This is a genomic window from Parasedimentitalea marina (assembly GCF_004006175.1).
In the GTDB taxonomy this organism is placed as follows: domain Bacteria; phylum Pseudomonadota; class Alphaproteobacteria; order Rhodobacterales; family Rhodobacteraceae; genus Parasedimentitalea; species Parasedimentitalea marina.
This window is the reverse complement of the sequence record NZ_CP033219.1, coordinates 1,791,123-1,813,277: the sequence shown is the minus strand read 5'-3', so window position 1 is coordinate 1,813,277 and position 22,155 is coordinate 1,791,123. Positions and strand designations below refer to the sequence as shown.

Here is a 22,155-nt window from a genome sequence, read left to right as displayed (position 1 = left end):
GGGGAGTCAACTTTGCAAATGTGGCTATCTGCACTTTGCTGCCATTGGTGGTGATCACGTCTAAGGGCCGGTTCCAGTCCTTCGCTGCGCGACTCACAAATACCCGCTGAGCGGACAGAGCCGTTATCTGATGTTGTTGACCCACCTGGAGCGAGCGGCCTATTCTTGCCTTTAGTCCCAAGATCAAATTCCACAGTACAGATTTCGTTTTGCTGCCGTTCGATGGGAGTGCCGTAATCAGAAAATTGCCTAGAAACAAAGTGGAGAAAGCCCCCAAGTTTTTTCATGTGTCCAACGTGATGACATTGTCGGTGGATTTCATGACTTGTCGGCTTAATGAAATTGGCCAATTATTGTGTAACTTGTATTCCTATGACCTACGGGAAACTCAATCGGCCGTTATTGGAAGTTCGGCTGTTGAATGGAGGCCAAATGAAAAAGATTGCCCGCCGAGCTTTCCTGCTCGGGTCTGGTGGCGCAGCAGGATGGTTTGCGGCCAACCATTTTAGTATGAAACAACCGGTGTTTGATGGGGTAAAGCGGATTAATCCTTCATCGGGAGGCGGTATTCTCAACGATGCTAGCGGACTTTCTGCAACACCTGTTCATAAGCATATCGTGATTAGAGAGGACCCAGGCGAAGCCCTGATCCAGGTAGTGCGCAATGAGATGCGTACGGCAAAGGCAGATGGCCGGCCGTTCAACATTGGCGCGGCGCGTCATTCCATGGGTGGCCAAGCCATTCCAAGGAATGGAACCGCAATGACCTTCGAAAACAACATGATCGAACCCGATACGGATGCAGGCGTATACCGAGTGCATGCTGGCGCGCGCTGGTCTCAGGTGATTTCCGCCCTCGATCTGATTGGTTTTTCTCCCAAAGTCATGCAATCGAACAACGATTTTGGAGTCGCTGCTACGTACAGCGTGAATGCGCACGGGTGGCCAGTTCCCTATGGCCCAATGGGGTCGACGGTGCGTTCCCTCAACATGATCTTGCCGTCCGGAGAACTTGTTACCTGTTCACGGACAGAGAACTCCGACCTTTTTGGACATGCTATGGGCGGCTATGGCCTGATTGGTGCGATAGTAGATCTGGAAGTAGAGATGGAGAAAAATACTCGTCTCTATCCTCTCTATGAGGTCATGCCTGCAGATGAGTTCAGCAGGGCCTACGAGGCTGCCCTAAAGGATCCGGAAGTCACAATGGCCTATGGGCGTCTCAATGTAGAACGTGCGGGGTTTTTCGAAGAGGCATTACTCGTTACTTACCGGAAAACGACAAAACAGGAAAATCTTCCACCGGCAGGCGGATCGGGTTGGATGTCAATATTGGCAAGCCGTATCTACAGGGCCCAGCTCGGTAATGAGCCGATGAAGGACTTCCGCTGGTGGAACGAGACGGTCATCGGACCAAGCCTCGGTGGTGGAGATGTTACACGTAACGGCCTGATGAACGAGCCTGTTAAAACGCTTGATGACCGGAATCCAGACCGGACAGACATACTGCATGAGTATTTTGTTGATTTCGACAGGTTCAACGAGTTTCTGACGGTTTGCCGAGAGGTCATCCCTGCCTCTTACCAAGAGTTCTTAAATGTCACTTTGCGCTACGTGGCAACTGATGCGGAAAGCACTCTGTCTTTTGCGCCTAGACCGCGCATTGCGGCGGTCATGTCCTTCAGCCAAGAATTAACCGAGCGGGCAGAAGCAGACATGGCACGGATGACTGAGATATTGATCGATAGAATAGTGGCTATTGGCGGCACTTTTTACCTGCCGTACCGCCCACACGCACGGGTCGACCAATTGCTAGCTGCATATCCGCAGGTGCCTGCTTTCGTGGATGCCAAACGCCGCATAGACCCTGACCTCATCCTGCGGAATAATTTTTGGGACACATATTTGAGAACGCTATGAGCAAACTTCAGAAGATCTCGATTGGCTATTTCATAGCTCTGATGATCGCAGCCTCGATCAACTACATTCCCGGACTGACCGACGAAACCGGACTGGCCTTTGGTATCTTCGCCTTGGATTTATACGACGATGCTTTGCATGTTGCTTCGGCACTCTGGGCGCTAATCGCGGGTCTGATGTCGCGCAAAGCAGCGAGGATCTTCCTTGTCCTGTTCGGCGCTGCATACATGGGTGACGGCATTTTTGGCTTCTTCACAGGTTATGGTTTTCTGGATATGGGCATCTTCACGAACGCCTCTCTGGGCATGGAATTGTCGCTTGGGCGCAGTCTAGCGAACTTACCACATCTGGCACTTGGTGGATTTGCGCTTGTTTCGGGCCTCTTCATCGAGCGACGGGCGTGAACGCCCTTTGGCGTTGGACCAAGCGCAGCCTGCTGGCCTTGATCTTGCTGGCGATGGTTCTGGCCGTTCCAATTGTCTACGTGGAAACAAGCTGCCAGGGCGAGGCGCTTGGGGAAGAATATGCCTCCTTGATCCCGGTTGAATACCACCGAACAGAATCCCGAACTTTCATGACCTACCCGGAGTGGCACATCGTCCACGCATATGACGATTACGGAAGAGTAATCCAGAGCGGTGATCCGCACGAGTATGGATATCTGAGCGGCATTGTTGGCTACTGGTCTTCGCTCTGCGCGCTTTCGGAAAAGTCAGCTGCACATGGCGGGATCGACAGTGCAACCAAACAGATGGTTTATGTAATCGGATCAAGCTTCACGCTCGAACTGGCTATGAAAGCAGCCTACGAAGAGACCCTTGGTCGAGTGACAGCATGGATACGCGGTGCCGAGCGGGCGGCGACGGATGAACTTTCGGCTGAGCAAGCGGCTGCGTATGCCCACTTCCTGCAACAGGTGCCGTGGTATAAGTGGAATTTTCGCGGAGATGCTGAAGCATTGTCTGCAGTTGATGTTAGGACTTTTCGTGACACGGAGCGCAAACTGGCACTTGGCCTCGAATATAGGGTTAAGGCGGCTTACGCGGATGTAATTGCGACTGCTGTTGCACAAACTGGCGGGGACGAACTGACTCTCCGGATGGTGGTGACCAGCACCGATCCCGTCAAACTTGCATCTTTCAAAGGAGTGAAGCTCATCAAGGTGCTGCCCAATGGCGTTGTCATCGAAACGCCGCGCTACCGGATTCTTACGGCTATCCTTGTCAAAATGGCCCAAGAGGGAATTGAGTTCGTCGAGATTGCTGGAAATGACGATATCCTGTTCACAGCGCTTTCTCCTGATCCGTCCCATATTCAAGCGCTCTACAGCTTTGCCCGGCAGGGATATGATGATTATCGCCACCTGATTGTGGTGAAGGTTAGCGAGTTGGCGGATGTGTTGAGGGGCCTGGACGAAACTGGTCTGCGACTAGAGCACATCCATGACTATTAAGCAGATCCTGTTGGCTGTGCCGCTCCTCGGATTAGGCTGGCTCTGTATACTTTTGGCGGTCAGCTTGATGACTGATGCGGCCCCTGCGTATATCGTGCTGCTGCCTTCTGCGGAATTTGTGGGTCAGCTCGATCCGGATATGTCGATCCTTGCAGTCGGCCCGATTAGCATCACGCTTGCCGCAGACAGCCCCCGCGTTGCGGCGCGCCTTTACAGTGCCGGTGCCCGGGTTGTTTTGCCCGCAGGTTTGCCGGGTTGTCTGCCAGCACCAGCCACCCAAAAAGAGATTGGCGACTAGGGCTGAACACCTGTATTTCTCTGAATGGCCGCCAATAGCATAATGCAATTTTGCCACCTAACAAACGTCCACTTGAACGTCCTCGAACTGTGCGCATGGCACCTATAACAAATGTCTCTCCCCCACCCTTCCTGACGAGTTTCTTCTACCATTGCATTTGGCACATTGGGCTTTGACCAGCCATTCACTGCGTCGTCAACGAAGGTTGGCAAAGGACCGTTCAGGTACTCTCGTGACGCAGGATGATCCGACTTTGCAAAGGTCAACTACTGCGCATTGCTGCCGTTGAAGTTGACCTAAGCGAAGGTCCGAAACCCGCCCTTAGTACCGGAATGTGACTGGTGCAGCATTGATCTCAGATTCGGGCTCGAACCGATGGTTTGCAGTGGCCAACGTTAAGGTCCAGAGCGGGCCAAAGTTGAAATCGGCCCAACTTACTGGATTTCAACTGCTTCAGAAATTGCTAGAGCATCTTCCAACTCAACGCCGGGGTATCTGACTGTGCTGTCCATCTTTGTATGGCCAGGCAAGAGCTGAACAGCGCGTAAGTTTCCGGTCTTCGGGTAGATCTGTGAAATCTTGGTTCGGCGCATCGAAATGTAATGGCGCGCGCGGAACCGCCCCGGCCACAAATGCTTGGACCCTATCATGAGTGGTTTGCCTATCCAGCGTAGCAGCGATTTTCGTGTTCCCTCGGTGATCTCAAATCGGACTGTTTTTTGGGTTTTACTCTGAATCCTTGACGCGCGCTCTTTGACGTGTCCAGCCGCAAGTACGTCTGCGACTTTCAGGCAAATCAGATCACATCCTTGAAGCTTGCTGTCGATAGCCAGGTTGGAAAGTACAAGGTCACGATGATTTCCCGCAATCTCCAACCGAGTGCGGATCGCCCAACCGTGTGTGGGCAGCAGCGGTCGCTTTTGCCCGCAATGCGGCGTTTGACGGGTATTAGCCAAAACTGCAGGCTGCAGAGTTGTCATTGAATGGGCGGCTTCTGTCTTAAAGCCAACAAAGGAAATCTCCACACAGCACCTAGAAGTCCAAAGTCTCGGTTGCCTTTCGGCCCAACCAATCGAGAAGCTTGCCAGTGCTGTTTGAACCCACACGAGAACTTGATTGGTTCACAAAATAGCCACTGTCCAGATGTGTCGGCGTGTCATAAGCGATTGTTAGCTGTTGCGTCGCCAATAGGTCTCCGACAACTGATCGCCAGCCCAACATGATGCCTTCACCCGTAAGTGCGGACTGTACCGCCTGAACGTAATTGCCAAACCGTAGGCCACCAGTAATTGGTGTGCTCGTATGGCCAATTAGCTTGAAGTACTGTTCCCATCCCAACCAGTCCGCATCGGTCACTGCAACGTGGATCAGACGGCGGCTGGCCAGGTCTGCGGCATCGCGGATCGGACCATGATTATTCAGGTATTGAGGTGAGCAGATAGGTATCAGCGTTTCCTTGAACAACGGTTCCCAAAGACCATCCGCCCAGCGGCCATGGCCGTATCTGATGGCCACATCCGACCCGTCGTGCAGACCTGCCGCGCCTTGATAAGCGACCATGACGTGGACTTCGATTTCAGGGTGCTCGGCGCTGAAATAGTTTAGCCTGGGCATCAACCAGTAAGTGGCGAACCCAAGGTTGCAGGACACCGTTACCGTATTCCCACTATCTTTGTTGGTCTGGCGCATTTCTTCGACCGTATGGGCCAGTCGCCCAATAGTTTCGATGCAGATGCGATGAAATTCTGCTCCGGCCGGTGTCAGGGTCATGGGCCGGGTCGCGCGATCCAGCAAGGGGGCATCGACAAAATCCTCTAACTGCCTAATCGACTGGCTGACTGCTGATTGTGAAATGCCAGTTTCCGCTGCGGCCCTGGTCATGGAGCGATGGCGCACAACCGTGTCAAACAGCCGGAGGCTTTGTATGGGGGGGATCCGATTCCACATATCATAAGTTCTACCTTATTATGGGATAATATTTCACCCCCTTATTGCTGTCAGCTTGCCGCGATATTGCTCCTGAAAATCAGCCCATGACATGGAGGACAGGATGGCGCTCAAAATCACTCTCGGAGATCTGTTGCACGATTGCGCAACCCGGTTTGCTGACCGGCCGTTCATCACCATTGCCGAAACTGGCACTACCACCAGCTATGGTGATTTTGAACGCCTGACCAACCGTCTTGCCAATGGATTGCGCGACCGGTTCGGTAAAGACCTGGGCCATGTGGCCATCGTTCTGGAAAACAGCGTAGAATACCTTGCCATCACCTATGCGTTGAAAAAAGTAAACACGGTCGAAGTCTCTGTGAACCGGGCGATGCGCGGTGCCCCCCTGGCGCGGATGATCGATCAAACCCATGCGCCTGTTCTGTTCACCTCGACAGAACACCTTGCGGATCTGAATGCGGTGCGTGCTGAGATCCCATATGTAAAAACTCTGGTGATGCTGGATGGGGTGGACGAGGCTAAGCGCCTGTTCCCCGCACTTGAAGTGATTGGTTTTGAAGCGCTACTTTCCGACATAGACGCCCATATCACGTCTCCTGCCAAGGATACGGATACTGCCACTATTTTGTTCACATCAGGGACCACCGGGGTGTCTAAAGGATGTCTTCTGTCGCATCGCTATGCGGTGCGCACAGCGGAGAACATGATTGGCCCGTTTCGGGTAACCGCGGACGATTGCGTCTACTCGCCATATCCACTGAGCCATATTGGCGCGGCGTATTATGACATTCTGCCGACAATGATGATGGGCGGTCGCGTGATCCTGCGACAACGTTTCAGCCTGTCGAATTTCTGGCAGGAAGTGAACGACTACGGGGTGACCTGGTTCATGATGCTGGGCTCGGTGCAGCAACTTCTGTGGGCCAACCCGCCCAGCAAATTGGAGAAAAGCCACAAGATCACCCGTTGCTGGTCGACCCCCGCTCCGGTTCCGAAGAAGGATTTTGACGAGCGCTTCAATACACATCTGATCCCCGGTGGCGGCTATGGCTCGACGGACGCAGGGTGGGTGGTAGTGCCGCAATGGGATCAAGAGGGTGGGATCGTGCTGCCGCATTTCGAAGTCGCTATCCTGGATGACAACGACGACCCAGTTCCAGCTGGTAAGCCGGGGCATGTAGTGGTGCGCCCCAATGAACCAGGGGTCATGGCAGATGGTTATTTCGGAATGTTGGAACGCACCCTCGAAAGTCGCCGTAACCTATGGTTTCACACCGGCGATATTGGACGACTGGATGATGAGGGCCGCTTCTACTTCATGCACAGAGTCAGCGAGCGCATCAGGGTGAAGGGTGAAATGGTCTCGGGCTACGAAGTTGAAGAAGGTGCGCTCTCTCATCCGGCTATACACGACTGTGCGGTCATCGCAGTTCCTGGTGCAATGGGAGAAGAGGACATTAAGGCCTTCGTCACCCTCAAGGAGGGTCAGACGATCACGCTAGACAACTTTCAAGCACATTGCGCAGAACGAATGGCCCGGTTCATGGTGCCAAAGCACATTGTCGTTCTGGACGAGATGCCACGTACCCCAACTGGCAAACCGGAAAAGGGCAAACTCGCCTTGATGTAGTCTGGTTGATCCAGAAAGTCGTCATTCATGAATGTGTAGCGGCAGCACAGTGCAGTCGCGGGCGGCGTAAAAGTCGTCCACTTTTGCCCTCTCATTTAATGGGAGGGTTTGGGGATTCCACCGTGGAATTGTATTTGAAGGTGCGCCGCGCCCATTTTCAGGATGGTTTAAGCGGACGTCGTATTGCTTGGGATTTTCGTTGTCTTTCTCATCGTCCACTCCTCAGTGGTTACGATGAGCAACAAACCTTCTATTTGGCCTCATAAGCGCTGACGTCAGACAGCGACATAATAGTTTCTCCCACACCAAAAGCGATCACCAATTGTTCAATAATTCACATAATGGCTCTGAATAACCGGAGGTAACGTTCCTTTTTCACCGTTCTTTCTAACAACGTAAAAGATAAACTGCGGCAGGTCATAGCTGTGCACCGCACCACGTGGCATATTTGTAGGGTCCTCGATCACACGCGGCTCTTCATTACGTCTTCTCGGAAATGTCCAACAGCCCAACACATCATATCCCAATGCAGCATGCCAATAGCGCCATGGGATATCTGGTCCCACTTGGTAAAATCCATGACCAAACCAGCCATCTGTCCCTACGCAGGAAATAAAGATCCCATCATCTTTCAGCATCGCGTCAACATTACGGAAGGATTGAGCAATATCAAACACATGTTCGGTAGTTCCACCATCATAAATGACATCAAACTGTTTGCGCAGATTATCACCCACCGGTTCGCTTAAATCGTGAATATACTCAGCGCCTTCAATGTCTGAAAAATCCAGACTGGCAAGGGGGGGCCAGTTGATTGCATTGAGATATGGTTCACAAAAGTGGTCTCTCGGAAAAATTTCCTGTTCTGTCGTTTGGATACCCATTTTTGCTAATTCATTGATCAGCCGTGGTTGCCATTCTGGCCTAAAGTGCATTTTTTGTCGGCCCAGCATGATACCGTTTTTTTTACCCTCTAGCAGGGGGGCAATTCGTGCGAGCTGCCGGGCGATATTAATGCTAATACCCAAGGATAGTACTCCATTTACGTTTATTCACCGGCTGACCTTCGTTCTTACTTCCGGACAGTTTGACTATTGAGCCTACGCGGCCATTTTCCAAGTCATATCTGAACCCGCCCCCCCCAAGCAATCCAACGCTTCCTACCATTTGACTGTCAATAATGCGTTATATTACAACAAGTTAGATAAATTAATAGCGATAAACTATGGATCACCCAAAGGGTGCAGGCGAAGCGGCTGATGCGCGGCTCGGTTTTGACCGCCGGGTGCGGTTGGAATTCCATGGTTCCTTGATCAGTTCAGATGATAGTTAGAGGTGGTCCCAGTAATTCGACCATGTTGCAGGCAACTTAAGCTGGATCAGGGTCTCATTTAGGCTGCTGATCTCATGGGTTCCATTTGTCTGTCATAGGCTTCATTTGGGGTCAAGATTCCGTGCGTGGAACGTGGCCGTTCGGCGTTTGAAGTATGCGATCCATTTTTCAATCCCAGCGCGTGTTTCCGAACCTGTTTCAAATGCGTTGAGATAGATGCACTCGTATTTTCAGAAAACGCCAAAACCTTTCTGTCATTCAGTTGTCCGCTGCCCGGCAGTCGAGTGCATTGCATTCGATGAGAGGGGACCACTGACCTTCACCGTCCATGCACTGCCCGGCAGCACATGTTTACATGTGTGAGAGGGGATATCTCTACGTCCGCATCTTTCAGCGCATTCGTCCAATCAAATCCAGTGAACTGATTGCCCTGATCGCGGTTCATTACCTCGGGCGTGCCATGCCATGCGATGACCTCTTTCAGGGCCTCAACACAAAAGTCTGCCTCCATGCTGTTGGACAATCACCAACTGAGAACTTCACGGTTGAACCAGTCCATGATCCCGACCAGATACAGAAATCCGCGCCGCATAAGGATGTAGGTGATATCAACGCACCAGACCTGATTTGGCCGATCAGTTGTCAGCCCCCGAAGGAGGTAAGGGTAAATAAAAAACTCAAAGTGACTATTGAGATGAGGCGCCAGCCAAGCCCTGTTTCAAGTGTTGGATAAACAGGCGCAACGGCACCAACGAGCGATACTCTTGAGGGAAATAGATATTTACGCTGGGCATAGACACTCGGTGCTCAGTCAATATCTCCTTGAGTTGACCACTGCCTAAAGCGTCAGCGCAGTATTCACGGAATGTATAGCCAATTCCCAACCCCTGAACTGCCAAGTCATTTGCCACTGGCAAAGAGTTGGCAATCAGGCTTCCGCGCACTTCTACCGGATACTCACCGTCAGGGCCGGAGAAGACCCATGGCGCCAATTGGCCGGAACTTTGGAAGCGATAATGAATACAGTTATGTTCCAACAAGTCGAAAGGATGTTCCGGTGTGCCGTGTTTTTTCAGATAAGCCGGGCTTGCCACTACGGCTGACTTCATGGGGTTGGTCAGACTGATGGCAATCATATCCTGGGCAATCAGCCCACCGAGCCGGAACCCAGCATGCAGCCCCTCCTTCAGGATATCCGACAAGGCATCAGTTAGAATGAGTTCAATCTCTATCTCGGGGTAAAGTTCCTGAAAGGCCACCAGAAGTTTGCTGATCAGCAAGTGATAGACAAATTCAGGCATGGCGAGTTTTAGCCTGCCGCGTGTACTTTGACCGGCTGTGCGGGCATTCTCAAGGCCGTTTGTAAGTTGCTCAAACGCCGGACTCGAGCTTTGCACAAGCACCCGCCCAGCTTCGGTCAGGCTGATCGACCGAGTTGTGCGAATAAACAAGGCGGTGCCGATCCGTTCTTCCAGGTTTTTCAACTGGTGGCTGACCGTAGACCGCTTGATCCCGAGCACCTGCGCTGCAGCGCTAAGGCTGCCTTCTTGAGCAATTGCGTTGAACACTTCGAGTGTGGCTAGGGGCAGGCGCATTGTCTCACCTCCTACAACATAGCGGTGCTTTCTAGGGCAATTGTTGCATTGAGGGGGTGTAGCTAAATTTGGGTAACTTGTAAACACAACGCAACCGAGACACCTTATGAAAACCCTTGTTTTGAGCGCTCACCCTGATCTCTCTTCATCTATCGTCAATCAAAAATGGTTTCAGGCGCTATCAAATGTTGCGGGGGTCACTACGCGTGATCTGTCGTCCGTCGGTGGGCCTGAAATGCGTTTTGATCTGACTGTCGAGCAGTCTCTTCTTCAAAATCATGACCGCATCGTTCTTCAGTTTCCGTTTTACTGGTACTCGTCACCTCCAGTTCTCAAGGCCTGGCTTGATCAGGTGTTGCTCCTCGGATTTGCCTATGGCCCCGGTGGCAACCAGCTGCACGGCAAGGAGCTTGGACTTGCCATCTCCACAGGCGGTCCGGCTGATAGTTTTCAAGCAGGCGCGTTCAACAACTTTTCGATGCCAGAACTTCTGACGCCATTTCAGCAGACCGCACTTATGGTCGGCATGACCTATCTGCCGCCCTTTGTTCTGCACAGCGCAATGAGCCGAGATCAGTCCAAACTCAATGCCAGTGTCCCCTCGCTGATTTCATATGCGACCGAACGGCTGCTTGAACCCGACCCCACTATGACACGCGTGGCCTCAGCAGAAAATGCTGGCACACGCTGGGTCATAGAAAACTCCACTGCGCCTGACAATCCGGCGGCGCCATAATCGTCCCAACACTAATCAGAACAACATGTGGTTTCTCAGTGAGAAAAGCCACCTGACCATTCAGCAATCAGGAGTAGCAAAATGGAAAATTTCGAAAACAAAGTGGTCCTCATCACAGGTGGCGGAACTGGCATCGGCAAAGCCGCAGCGTCTAGCTTTGTTTCCAAAGGGGCAAAGGTGGTTATAACCGGTCGAAGACAGTCTGTTCTTGAAGAAACAGCGCAGGAATTGGGGGATCAGGTCCACTTTGTAACTGGAGATGTCAGCAAGAACGGCGAACCGGGTCGAATTGTTGAAGAAACGATCTGCAAATTTGGTCGACTGGACGTACTGGTGAACAATGCCGGAACCGGAAAGATGGGGCCACTGTCTATGACAAGTGACGAAGACATTGAAAGCATCTACCGAACCAACGTATTTGCACCACTGGCTCTTATCCGCGAGGCAACAGTTCACCTTGCTGAAAGTAAGGGAACCGTCATCAACATCTCATCGGTAGCGGCGCGTGGCATGATGCCCGGTGTTGCGGTTTATGCGTCATCAAAAGCGGCTGTGGACCACGCCACAAGACTGCTCGCAGCTGAACTCGGTCCAAAGGGTATCAGGGTCAATGCGGTGGCACCGGGGCTTACAGACACAGACATCACGGCCGACGTTAAATCGAATGAAGAAATGCTGGGGATGATTATCGCTCAAACTCCGATGGGACGACTTGGTGAACCAAATGACATCGCAAACGCGGTATTGCTGCTCGCTGACGAGAAGGCCGGGTGGGTCACCGGGCAATCTGTACAAGCCGGGGGAGGTTTTTTGCTATAACTCGCTGAACCACAGCGGTGCGCAAAGCGATGCGCATCGCTCATAAGAACCGAAACCCCGAAGGCCAAGGCTGCTATAATGCGTATGTGTCCCCACATTCTGAACCAGTCAAAAATGGGTCTTCTTCGCATCACAAAGCAGACGTTCGTATAAGCGACGGCAACTGTCTGCAATCCGCCTTTTTGCATGATTGGACCTATAGCTCTGGTGGTAAACATCAGGTCTGCTTTTGGCAGGAACCGGCCATTAGACTCGATCACCACCAACGCCAGCAAAGCGCAGTAATTGGCCTTTGCAACGTTGGCCCCCGAAACGCAGTGACATGGCGCGCAAGGCCGTTACCCGCCGGTCCAAGGAGGAGGACTGAGCGACCGCTTCTGGCCAACACGCCAACCTTTCGGCGGCTGACCCCTAGTCACTAGTTGTCTCAGAATGCAGCAGACATGTTGACCCTTTAACCCGCCCCAGCTCTGCCGGAACGGGCCACATCGGCGTCAGTCGGGGATCGCGATCCCGATCTTGCCTATATGGGACTTATCGAGGAAGGCCTCCTGCGCGGCATGCAGATCGTGCAGCGGATAGGTTTTCGCAAGGACAGGCCTGATTTCCCCCGCCTCGATATAACCGACCAGGTCGGTGAACACGCGCGGGTCTTGGCGCGTGCTGCCCACCAGCGTCAGGTCTTTCAGGTAAAGCGTGCGCAGATCGAGCTCAACAATCGGTCCAGCGATGGCCCCTGACGTCACGTAGCGGCCACCAACCGACATCGCATCGAGCAGCGCGGGCCAGAGCGGGCCGCCCACCAGATCGAGCACGACGTCGAAGGTGTCCCGCGGCAGGGCTTCGTCACGGCCCAGCGTGGCGTCGGCACCGAGCGCCTCCAGCGCAAGGGCCTTTGACGGGCTGGTTATCGCAGTAACATGGGCGCCGCGACGTTTTGCAAGCAGCACCGCCGCTGAGCCGACACCGCCCGAGGCCCCAGTAATCAGCACGCGCTCCGCGCCGATCCTGGCGCGCTGAATCATACCTTCGGCGGTCGAGAAAGCGCAAGGAAAGGAGGCGAGCTCTGCGTCCGACAACGGGCTGTTGACGCATACTGCTTCCTTGTCCCCGATAGTTGTGAACTCTGCGAAGCCCCCGTTCCGCTCCGACCCGAAAGTCACCAACGCATGTGGGTCGCCTGCACTGTCAGGCCGATACATGGGCCGAACCAGCACCCGTTCGCCCAGACGCGAACGCTCCACGCCCTCTCCCAACCCAACGATCATTCCACAGCAATCGGCACCCTGGATACGAGGGAAGGAAAGTGCACCGGACCACGCGCCATCGGCGTCAGAGGCACCTTCATAGCCCTCCTGCGCGGCCGAACCGGTGTCGCCGCGCACATTCTTGGAATACCAGCCAGTGCGCGTGTTTACGTCGGTGTTGTTCACCGCCGACGCGCCGACGCGGATCAGCACCTCGCCCGCGGAAGGTACCGGCACCGGCACGTCGTCGCGCCATTCGAGCTTGTCGAGCCCGCCATGACCGGTGAGGACCATGGCTTTCATAGTGTCAGGAACTGTCATCGTCAAAACTCCATATGTAGAATGATTCCTCTACTTGCATTGGTAGAAGGATCACTCTACCAATGTCAAACATGACCGACACTATGACCAAAATCGCCGCCGGACTGGAACGGGCCTTCGCCAGCCGTGGCTTCGCCGAGCCGAGCGTCGAAGACCTCCGCGACGCGGCCGCTGTAAGCCTTCGAACTTTGTACAAGTATACCCCGTCCCGATCAGAGATGGTGCTGGCAGCCTTGGAACATCGCCACCGGCGCTACCTTTCAAAAATATTCGACGACATCCCGGATGATCCCAAGACGGCGCTTGACGCTATGTTCGATCGCGTCGGGGTTTGGATGGAGACCGAGACAGCGCATGGGTGCCTCTTTCACGGCGCGGTGGCATCCGAGCCCGGGAGCGCCCGACTTCGAGAGCTACTTGAACGCCACAAGGCCGAAGTGGCCACTTGCGCCGTTAAGGTCACCGATCTGGTCGGGTGCGAGGTTGAAATTTTAGTCATCTTGGAAGGTCTCACGCAAGCTTGGGCGCTACATCGTAACGCCGCCCTGGAAAGTGCAAAACTGTTGGGGCGTGGCCTGCGAAGACTTGATATTTAGTCCGACAGGACACCGAGGATCGCAAGCTTTGGAGACAAGCCTTTGCTCTGTCGCCAATTGTCGTTTCAGAGCCAAAGCAACCGATGGACGTTGGCGCAGCGAAGGGGCAAATCTGCATTTTGTGCTCCATAGGCCGAACTATGCTGCACCCTGCACGAATGTCGTAAAAGGGCTGAAAGCTGGAGACTACTGCGCAGAGATCCAACGGCAGCAACGCGAAGATAGTCACCTTTGCAAGGTCTGGCCGCGGCTCGCCCTGATAGGACGTGAACGGCCCTCAGCGGCCATTCGTTAATGGCGCAGCGAATGGCTGGTTAGAGCCCTTTTTTGCAATGTCTACGATGCAATGAGCGACAGCTATTGCAGGCCGCTCAACTTTGTCCGGGCGAGTGACGGTCAACCCGGAAATCGCGAGAACCTGCCATAGAGACCGAAAATTCCGTTCAGCTCACGCGCCAGGCACTTAATGACCGCACAACTCGCAAGGATGGCTTGATCCGATTGAAAAACAACTACAACATGCAGGTAATGGCATTCCACTTGGGGAATGTGGGCTGAAACGTGACCAAATATCGGATACTATTGTGCTTCGCATTCTTACAATTTCTTTGTGCATTTTGACCGGCGCTGCATCGGGAGAACAACGGTCCGATGAGAATCTAAAGGCTTCTCTCATTGCGATGAGGTATCAAGATGTTTCTCTGGATGGCTGTTTGGTTAGCTATTCCCGTGAGGTTTCGCCAAATAAAACTAACAATGGATTCTATCGTATCACAAGAATTATCTATTTGAATAATTTCGACGATATTGGCGATCAAGAGGTTGAACGCATTAGCAATGAAGCGCAGGATTATTTCGTTTTAGCAGTGCCCTACAATCGTAGCTACAGAAAATTCTTAGATTTAGCCCTTAGATTTAGACTATGGTCCATGTCTGAGTTTCCGAGTTCAAACTGGCCACACGAACATCCTACACACCAAAATGAAAATTCATCTGCAATTGAAGGTGAATTGCAACGCCTGTTGCCAAATATTTCAAAAATGAACCGTCAAGTAGCATTTACCAAATATGGGGCAATAACAAGTGCCACAATGCAATTTAGAACGAATCACAATGAACGCCTCCCGTTGGAGAATTTAAAATATTCTCTGATTGCCTACTCAAGAGATCAAGGCTGCAATTAAGATGTTGCGGCCACCCTTTGAACTCACCCCCGCAAAGCAGTCATTCAATCTTCCCGCAGCGAAGGTCGGCTCCCCGCCCTTAGTACCCCTTATGCCGCGTCATGCTGCACCTGACACGAATGTCGTACTTGGGCTGGAACTTGCCATTAGACGCGATCCCCACCAATGGCAGCTACGCGCAGATTGCGACCTTTGCAAAGTGCAGCGTCCAGCCCAGAGAGTCAGTCACGTGACATCAGGCCGATCGCTTCTCACGTGCGGCATGGGCCAATTCTGTTGAAAAACTCTTGTTGATTTGAGGGTCCATCACAGAGTCAATTGACCTGTGAATGCAGGGGATTGACGGTGTTAGGACCTAAGCAAGAGGCGCAAGGCTCACTGTTATACGAGTTCTCGATAGACGACCATGCCCCGCAAGACCATTTGCTGCGCTCGATTGATCCTGAACTGTTGATCCGAATGCTGTTGGTTGGTTATTGCTTCGGCATTAGGTCAGAGCGTCGATTGTGCGAGGAGGTGCATCTGAACCTTGCTTATCGCTGGGTCTGCCGCTTGGAAAAATTCTTCATTGATTTCGCACCTGAGTTGTTTTGAAAGCAATCTTGCGATCTAAATAATTGTTTCGCTATAGGCCAACCGATGGAAATATTGGAATTTAAAACAGCCGTTCGTTACAATGCGGCTGAGTTCCCTAAAAGGACCCAAAGCTGCCATTGGTGCAGCTAGCAGCAAAGGTCGGCAGACCGCCCTTGGTGTCGAAAGGCTATGTCTGCTTTGGGTTGGAACCTGCAGTTAGTCGAGTTTGGCCTAGATGGCGGCTTTGGACCGCTGCTCCAGTTGGATCAACAACAGCAATGATGGCAAGGTCCGCAGGCGATATGGGAACAAACCGACCGCACGCCATTTGCACTGCGCAAGAAACCACCCTGCCCCGGCATGCCAAACTAAATTTGGCATTTGGAGCGAAGCCTGAACATCCCGGGCGGTCAGCGCTATACCCCGTTTAACGGCGCCGCTCCCTCAAATAGCTGTGGGTGTCTGCGGGTTAGCCCCGCTGAAAATATACCAGTATGGTCGCTGATCCACTGCCCACCTTTATCTAACTGAAGGCCCAGATCCTGTCCGATGACAAGGCGGCAGTGGTTGAGGGCTGACGCGAACAAGAACGCCGCCCGCTGAGATTGCCCCCTGGCCTTCCATTCAATGCTTCAACCCCTCTTCGACGCTCGCGCCAATGGCGGTCAAAGACCGTTTAAAAGCCGTTTAAAGACACGTTCAAACCGACGATTTGAACAGTTTGAACGCGTCCCGACTGGTTATTGCAATTATCTCTGTCTCAAAATGCCGATGCCGTACCGTTCAAGTCTGAGCCCCGACGACACCTCAGATCACCGCCCGGTGTTCAGCGTTTGGAAAGGTTGGGCAATTGCAGTTTGAAAAATGGAAGCACGTCCAACGCTCTGAGGGTGACCACCGTCAAACCCGCCGCTAGGATGCCATAAAACCCAAAACCGAGTTGCTTGGTAGAAGACATTTGATATTGCAGTAACCGGAAAAGCCCAGAGGATGGCGGAAGAAGCCGGTCAGTGTCCTGAAAACATGGGCGTTTAAGATAGCGAGCCGTGATCTGAACAGATTGGGCGCGTGTCTTTCAAAAAGGCATAAAATGGGATTTATACGCCAATAGGCCGGTTTTGGGACACCAAACGCTGCAAATCCCACCACCCCTCAAGAGCGCCATAATAAGACTGGTGCCTAATGTCGGCGCCTCAATCACTCGTAATTCCGTTGATTATTGAGCCCTAGAACTAGAAAGCAGTATTAAGCGGAACTATAACATCATGCGCTCGTCCATGACCGACAGAAATTCATACTTTGTGCTCCTAATTCCAGGTGCTGCACTGCAATATTTTTGCACTCCGGGCGGGAAGGAGACATTCGTTACAAGTCCGCGGTCTTTAGGGCGACCCCGCAAAACTGACCTTCAATGAGCGGTCGAACCCAAGAATGCTGCTATCGATTTAATGACCGCAGTGAGCCCCAAACGGAAATTTTTTAGCCTCTATGACCCTTTGACTTAGATTGCCAACCAGCGTAACTGAAATCTTGCTACAACATGCTCAGCGAGTGAAATCCTCTCTCCTACGTGGCGAAACTCGCAATCCGACCACGGCGCTTGATTGCCAAGGCAAGATGTGAGAACGTTTCGTCGGCAAATTACCTTGCGAAAGCAACTCCAACCTTTCTTAAAGAGAGTTGAAAGATTCGAGACATGAGCAGTTCACCCGACAAAACTACGCACAGTGTGCGCGGCGAAACCCTGCAACTATTTTCCGGAGTATGTGGAGAGCGGGAACGTAGCCGGACGGCGAAATACTACCGAAGGGGAAGCGCGAAGATCCTCGACGAGTTCTTCTTCAGTTTGCTGGAGGAAGCGCGCATAAAGGATTTCATGGAATGCGGAGCGCACGAAGCAACGGCCACTCGAATATTTTTGAAAAATGGCGGAAAAAGAGCCCTAGCCATCGAAGCGAATCCTGAAATTTACAACCGCAAAACGCAGAAGGTCAGCGAGCTTGGAGCCGAGGTTGTAAACGTGGGACTAGCCGAGAAGGTCGGGTCGCTTGATTTTTACATCCCAGAGAAGAATTTGGGGGCGGCGTCATTTCGAACGAAACGAGACGGCGAAAAAAAAATTGTGATACCCACAACGACAATAGATGAATTGCGCGAGAAACATAGTCTGAACGGCCATCTCGCACTTTGGGTGGACGTCGAAGGCTTTGCTTTGGAAGTGCTGAGTGGCGCCAGAAAAACGCTCGCTTCTCGAGAAACACTCATTCTTAAGGTCGAGATGGAACACCGCCCAAGATGGCGCGAACAGAAAACTTATCTGGAAGTCGCGCGCTTACTAGAAGAGGCGGATTTCGTTCCCATAATCGGCGATATCGAATATGTGGACCAGTTCAATATCGTATACGCAAGACGAGACGTGATTGCCGGTCATGAAGAATTGGTGGCGTCGACGCATGACCGCATGCGAGAACTGGTCGAGACGGCCCCACTCTGATCGCTGTGTGACGGCACGAACAGGGTTAGCCTGCGCAGCTAATTGTGCTCGATGGAGAACGCAATTTCGGCGCGCTTTCGGAACATGTATCGTTAGTTTGACATCAAGTTCGATACCCGCCTGTCGTTGGACCGTGACGACTGACCCAAAAGTCCGGCAGACTGTGAGTTCGCCAAAGCGGGGATTATGGCGACGCGGCAAAGTCCGCAATGCGGGCTGCGACCCATAGCATTGAGGTGACATGGCCAATGTCCGGAATGGGCCGCTATCGACATTTACGGGCGAGTACTGGACCCGCCATGAAACTGAAAATGGTCGCGTAATTCTGCGGACTGGCCCAATTAAAAGGGGCGGATTACCATCCTGCCCGTCATGGAGACTCGTTTTGTCCCAGATTTTGATGAAGAGGTCAGTGCCGCGGCGTTGATCTCTTCATCAACCAACAGATAACTGGAGTTTTTCAGACCATCGCAAAAATGCGGGCCGGGCCACCAGATCCGCCTTTATGCGTTGGCGCGCCAACCACTAGCGTGGCGCCAGCCTCGGGAACCTGTGTCAGGCCAGCCAGGTTTTCGATTCCGTAGCGTCCGGCGGGCAGCCAAGCATAATGGGTGGCAAAATCTGTCGACATGCCATGATCCAGTGACAACGTGTCCACCGCCATCGCAGCTGCGGTGGTTTCTTCGAGCAGCATCTGAGCGGCCTCGACATGGAATCCTGGGAAATGCATCACGCCCTCGGCGTCAGCGCCGCGAAAGGCATCGGTGCCGATTTTGGCATCCCAATCCGAGTGCATCGCCACACAGGCCTTGTCCGGGATGGGGCCATTTTTAGCAATCCAGGCTTTTAGGTCGTCGGGCGTCACTTGCGCATCGGGGTCATTGGCTGCCTTCTCGTGGATATGAATGACACAGAGAGGGATGATCAGATCACCGACCGGAATTTCGTCGACACTGGCACCGTCCGCTGAGAAATGCAGGGGCGCGTCGATGTGGGTGGCCGTGTGTTCGTTGATCGACAGCTCAAACAGGTTGAAACCATTTTCCCTGAAGTTGAATACCTGCTTTTTGGAGAATCCGGGCTTGCCAAAATAGGTCGGAAACTCTTCGGACAGCTTGTGGCTCATATCGACGACGCTGTCGTGTCCACTTGCCATTGCAGCTGGTGCAGCGACCAAACCGCCAATTGTTGCTGTTGCCCCAACGGCGGCGCTAGCTTTGAAAAAGTCGCGGCGCGACAGCATCCGCTCCTTGACTGAATTGATTACGCAAATATCACACATGTTTAATTCTCCCTTTGTCTGACAGTCCCAATTTTGGGAACCTAATGGCAGTGTTACGCCTTTAGTCTGACATTCCCCAAGTAGAATGCCACCGACCGCATGCTGTGGTTGTTTTGCGATCTTAACAAGCCACCTTTACGGGTTGTGCGGTTGTTGTAGAGCCTGTTGCCTGAACTGAACGGAATTTTTGAGCTCTGTGGCAGGATTCTCGCGATTTCCGGGCTGATCGTCACTCGCCCCGACAAACTGGTTGAGCCGATTTTCTTCAGCTTTTGCCAGTGACGCCTTCATGTTGTTCTACAGCACGCCCGGCTTCGATGTGACGACCTGCCAGATACACTCGATGGCTTCAAGATGTATCACTGCATCAAGCCGATACGCCTCTAGATGTTCAAAATTCATTCATGAGATCGTAGATCTCCTCCTGCCCTTTCCGGTCTCCGGTAATGGCCATCATAGTGAAGCCAAAGAATGCGGATCTGCAACCGCTTCCCGTTTCTCCTCGAATCCTTCAGCCACTTTCGGAGGGGCGCGACGCTCTTGTGGACCGCGTCCGCCGCGTCCTAGTATCTTCTGTCCGAAATAGCGCCCTGCAATGCCTCGAGCAGCTTGAAGTAGTTGTCCACAAGGCGTCAGGACCGAGATCATCTCCACTACCATCGGCCTTCTTGCCGCCGAAAAGCCTCTTGAAAATACCGGACATCCTTGCCCCTAAAATGCACATGCAACTGGCGGATAGGGGCATTCAGCGGAAGGGGTATCAATCTATAGGACCCACAGAGTGGCTCTTCGTACCCCCGAATAACATGACGACCTTTGCGGCATCAGCCTTTGCGCCGGTGTCGCAGGACTGGATCTCGGACTACACCTGACAGAACCCAGATATGCGAAAAGGCGATCCGCGCAGACGACATGTATGTAGACTATGCCGGTGCGTTCAATTTTAACACGACGGCGCGCTGCCATGACCTGCATTTGATGATGTATGACTGTATGTTTCTGGGTCAATTCAAACCAGCAATGGCCGCCGCCGAACAGATGTGTGCCACGCTGTCCAAAGACGTGCTTAGCGTCAAAGGCCGCCCACAACTGGCGATCACAATGGAGGGCTATTACTCCATGAAGATGCACGTTCTGGTGCGGTTTGGACGCTGGCAGGAAATTATCGACACCCCAATGCCCGACGATCCTGTTCTCTATTGCGTGTCTACGGCGGTGCACCACTACGCCAAGGGCGTGGCACATGCCGCGCTGAAGAATTTCGATGCGGCAGAGCTAGAGCGCCGCAGTTTCTACGCTGCCGTCGAGCGCATCCCCGACAACCGTAAGTTCTTTAACAACACAGCGCGTTCGACGCTCTCAGTAGGCGAAATGATGTTGAACGGAGAGTTGGAATACCACAAAGGCAACTATGCGTTGGCGTTTGAGTATCTGCGCGAAAGCGTGCAACGCGACGACAATCTTGAATACACAGAACCGTGGGCCTGGATGCATCCCCCGCGCCACGCACTGGCAGCCCTTCTGGCTGAACAAAAGCATTTTGACGAAGCGGAAGATGTGTATCGCACCGATCTGGGCCTGAATGGAAAATTGCAACGTTGCGCGCACCACCCCCGTAACGTTTGGGCGCTTCATGGCTTGGTCGAATGCCTACGCCAGCGTGGAGAGTCGGATGACCTTCTCATTTACGAGGAGCAACTTCGCATCGCCCTTGCCAAAACAGATGTGCCGGTGACCTCGTCTTGTTTATGCCGTGCCGACACAGCCACATCAGCCTGCTGCGGCTCTTAAAAGGAAAGACGTTACATGATTGCTAACCTGATGATGTACCAGCGGCCGCAACTGGTTCAAGCCCACGCGTTCTATTGGGCGCTGATCCGCAAACATCTATCGGACACGGGGATGGATAGCCCCGAAACGCTATCGCAAGACGCCGAGGAGTTCTTCGTTTGGAAGCACCCCGATCTGGTCCTGAGCCAGACGTGCGGGATGCCCTATCGCACATGGTTGCATGACAAAGTTCAGCTTGTCGGCACCCCTGATTTCGGGTTGGCCGACTGTCCGCCGGGGTATTATCGCAGTGCCATTGTCGTCCGCGCAGATGATCCCCGAACTCAGGTGACTGCGTTCAAAAATGCGATATTTGCGTACAATCAAACGTTCTCACAATCGGGGTACGCAGCCCCGTTTTGGCATCTGAGGCCTGAAGGGTTTTGGTTCGAAAACCGTCTGCACACCGAACAGCATCTTGAATCGGCACAGGCCGTTGCGACAGGGCGTGCCGACATCGCCTCTCTTGATGCTGTGACGTGGCGCAACATCGAAACGTATGAGCCAATTGCTGCCGGTTTGCGGGTTCTAGAATGGACGAAGCCCACACCTGGACTGCCCCTCATCACGGCTTTGGGAAATGACGCCGATCTCATTTTCAACGCCGTAAAAGGAGCGATTGAAGAATTGGATGAGCAAATCAGGTCCCAACTTGGGATTAAGGGCATCGTGAAAATTCCGAAGAACGATTATCTGAGAGTACGCAATCCTGACGACATCTAATTTTCACCTTGGTTGCCACTGCCTCGATCCTCAGCTTCAAACAGCAGTTAAGGAAAATTGCGCCCGCTCGAAGAAAGCGCAGCATAAGCCCTAAGCGGATATGTTCATCCAGCACGTCGGGCAAAAAGCGGTCATTCGCAATATTCGGCAACAATTCTGTTTCAGCTC

Annotated in this window: 17 protein-coding genes and 3 pseudogenes; 13 read left to right on the top strand and 7 right to left on the bottom strand. The window is 52.9% G+C overall.

The window, feature by feature from the left end; genetic code table 11:
* The first annotated feature begins 432 nt into the window (after positions 1–432).
* The 4 genes from EBB79_RS08860 to EBB79_RS08845 are packed head-to-tail and all read left to right on the top strand — an operon-like array spanning position 433 to position 3,671.
* On the top strand, positions 433–1,920 hold the full coding sequence (locus tag EBB79_RS08860; RefSeq protein WP_127748567.1) for an FAD-binding oxidoreductase: 1,488 nt from the start codon (positions 433–435) through the stop codon (positions 1,918–1,920).
* On the top strand, positions 1,917–2,324 hold the full coding sequence (locus tag EBB79_RS08855; RefSeq protein ID WP_127748566.1) for a DUF4383 domain-containing protein: 408 nt from the start codon (positions 1,917–1,919) through the stop codon (positions 2,322–2,324). Before EBB79_RS08860 ends, EBB79_RS08855 begins: the two co-directional genes overlap by 4 nt.
* The gene (locus tag EBB79_RS08850) at positions 2,321–3,373 is read left to right on the top strand and encodes a hypothetical protein (RefSeq protein WP_127748565.1); all 1,053 of its coding nucleotides are present in this window, start codon (positions 2,321–2,323) and stop codon (positions 3,371–3,373) included. The genes EBB79_RS08855 and EBB79_RS08850 overlap by 4 nt, the downstream gene beginning before the upstream one ends.
* Entirely contained in the window at positions 3,363–3,671 is a 309-nt protein-coding gene (locus tag EBB79_RS08845) for a hypothetical protein (protein ID WP_127748564.1), read from the top strand. The genes EBB79_RS08850 and EBB79_RS08845 overlap by 11 nt, the downstream gene beginning before the upstream one ends.
* A 434-nt stretch (positions 3,672–4,105) precedes the next feature.
* On the opposite strand, the pseudogene EBB79_RS24755 reads toward EBB79_RS08845, so the two are convergent.
* Both EBB79_RS24755 and EBB79_RS08835 read right to left on the bottom strand, forming a co-directional pair.
* A pseudogene (locus tag EBB79_RS24755) lies at positions 4,106–4,597 on the bottom strand (site-specific integrase); the annotation flags it as partial.
* A 106-nt stretch (positions 4,598–4,703) separates the two neighbouring features.
* On the bottom strand, positions 4,704–5,618 hold the full coding sequence (locus EBB79_RS08835; RefSeq protein ID WP_127748563.1) for a LysR substrate-binding domain-containing protein: 915 nt from the start codon (positions 5,616–5,618) through the stop codon (positions 4,704–4,706).
* A 103-nt stretch (positions 5,619–5,721) separates the two neighbouring features.
* On the opposite strand from EBB79_RS08835, the gene EBB79_RS08830 reads away from it, so the two are divergent.
* A complete protein-coding gene (locus tag EBB79_RS08830; protein ID WP_127748562.1) occupies positions 5,722–7,251 on the top strand; it encodes an AMP-binding protein in 1,530 nt (509 codons plus the stop codon).
* Positions 7,252–7,577: 326 nt separating this feature from the next.
* On the opposite strand, the gene EBB79_RS08820 is transcribed toward EBB79_RS08830, so the two are convergent.
* The 3 genes and pseudogenes from EBB79_RS08820 to EBB79_RS08810 form a co-directional block, all read right to left on the bottom strand.
* Positions 7,578–8,279, bottom strand: coding sequence for a class I SAM-dependent methyltransferase (locus EBB79_RS08820; protein WP_127748560.1), 702 nt, complete (start codon positions 8,277–8,279; stop codon positions 7,578–7,580).
* Positions 8,280–8,733: 454 nt separating this feature from the next.
* Positions 8,734–9,269: pseudogene (locus tag EBB79_RS25595) on the bottom strand (transposase); the annotation flags it as partial.
* A 1-nt stretch (position 9,270) separates the two neighbouring features.
* The gene (locus EBB79_RS08810; protein ID WP_127748558.1) at positions 9,271–10,179 is read right to left on the bottom strand and encodes a LysR family transcriptional regulator; all 909 of its coding nucleotides are present in this window, start codon (positions 10,177–10,179) and stop codon (positions 9,271–9,273) included.
* A 106-nt stretch (positions 10,180–10,285) separates the two neighbouring features.
* On the opposite strand from EBB79_RS08810, the gene EBB79_RS08805 reads away from it, so the two are divergent.
* Together EBB79_RS08805 and EBB79_RS08800 are read left to right on the top strand one after the other, a co-directional pair.
* The gene (locus EBB79_RS08805; RefSeq protein WP_127748557.1) at positions 10,286–10,915 is read left to right on the top strand and encodes an NAD(P)H-dependent oxidoreductase; all 630 of its coding nucleotides are present in this window, start codon (positions 10,286–10,288) and stop codon (positions 10,913–10,915) included.
* A gap of 81 nt (positions 10,916–10,996) precedes the next feature.
* Positions 10,997–11,734, top strand: a complete 738-nt coding sequence (locus tag EBB79_RS08800; RefSeq protein ID WP_127748556.1) for an SDR family NAD(P)-dependent oxidoreductase — start codon at positions 10,997–10,999, stop codon at positions 11,732–11,734.
* A 494-nt stretch (positions 11,735–12,228) separates the two neighbouring features.
* On the opposite strand, the gene EBB79_RS08795 is transcribed toward EBB79_RS08800, so the two are convergent.
* Positions 12,229–13,302 carry an alcohol dehydrogenase family protein gene (locus EBB79_RS08795; protein ID WP_127748555.1) on the bottom strand — a complete coding sequence of 358 codons (1,074 nt, stop codon included), beginning with the start codon at positions 13,300–13,302 and terminating at the stop codon, positions 12,229–12,231.
* Between the two features lie 62 nt (positions 13,303–13,364).
* Between EBB79_RS08795 and EBB79_RS08790 the strand changes: the two genes are divergently transcribed.
* The 4 genes and pseudogenes from EBB79_RS08790 to EBB79_RS08775 all read left to right on the top strand — a co-directional run bounded on the left by EBB79_RS08790 (position 13,365) and on the right by EBB79_RS08775 (position 18,152).
* Complete coding sequence (locus EBB79_RS08790) at positions 13,365–13,898, top strand: TetR/AcrR family transcriptional regulator (protein WP_238705034.1); 534 nt, start codon at positions 13,365–13,367, stop codon at positions 13,896–13,898.
* Between the two features lie 584 nt (positions 13,899–14,482).
* Entirely contained in the window at positions 14,483–15,082 is a 600-nt protein-coding gene (locus tag EBB79_RS08785; RefSeq protein WP_127748554.1) for a hypothetical protein, read from the top strand.
* Between the two features lie 345 nt (positions 15,083–15,427).
* A pseudogene (locus tag EBB79_RS08780) lies at positions 15,428–15,637 on the top strand (transposase); the annotation flags it as partial.
* 1,717 nt (positions 15,638–17,354) lie between these two features.
* Complete coding sequence (locus tag EBB79_RS08775) at positions 17,355–18,152, top strand: FkbM family methyltransferase (RefSeq protein ID WP_127748553.1); 798 nt, start codon at positions 17,355–17,357, stop codon at positions 18,150–18,152.
* Between the two features lie 460 nt (positions 18,153–18,612).
* On the opposite strand, the gene EBB79_RS08770 is transcribed toward EBB79_RS08775, so the two are convergent.
* A complete protein-coding gene (locus EBB79_RS08770) occupies positions 18,613–19,434 on the bottom strand; it encodes a cyclase family protein (RefSeq protein WP_127748552.1) in 822 nt (273 codons plus the stop codon).
* Between the two features lie 912 nt (positions 19,435–20,346).
* Here EBB79_RS08770 and EBB79_RS08765 point away from each other — a divergent pair.
* Together EBB79_RS08765 and EBB79_RS08760 are read left to right on the top strand one after the other, a co-directional pair.
* Positions 20,347–21,225: a tetratricopeptide repeat protein gene (locus EBB79_RS08765; protein ID WP_127748551.1), complete on the top strand. Its 879-nt coding sequence runs from the start codon at positions 20,347–20,349 to the stop codon at positions 21,223–21,225.
* A gap of 15 nt (positions 21,226–21,240) precedes the next feature.
* Entirely contained in the window at positions 21,241–21,987 is a 747-nt protein-coding gene (locus EBB79_RS08760; RefSeq protein ID WP_127748550.1) for a phosphate/phosphite/phosphonate ABC transporter substrate-binding protein, read from the top strand.
* The last annotated feature ends 168 nt before the right edge of the window (positions 21,988–22,155 follow it).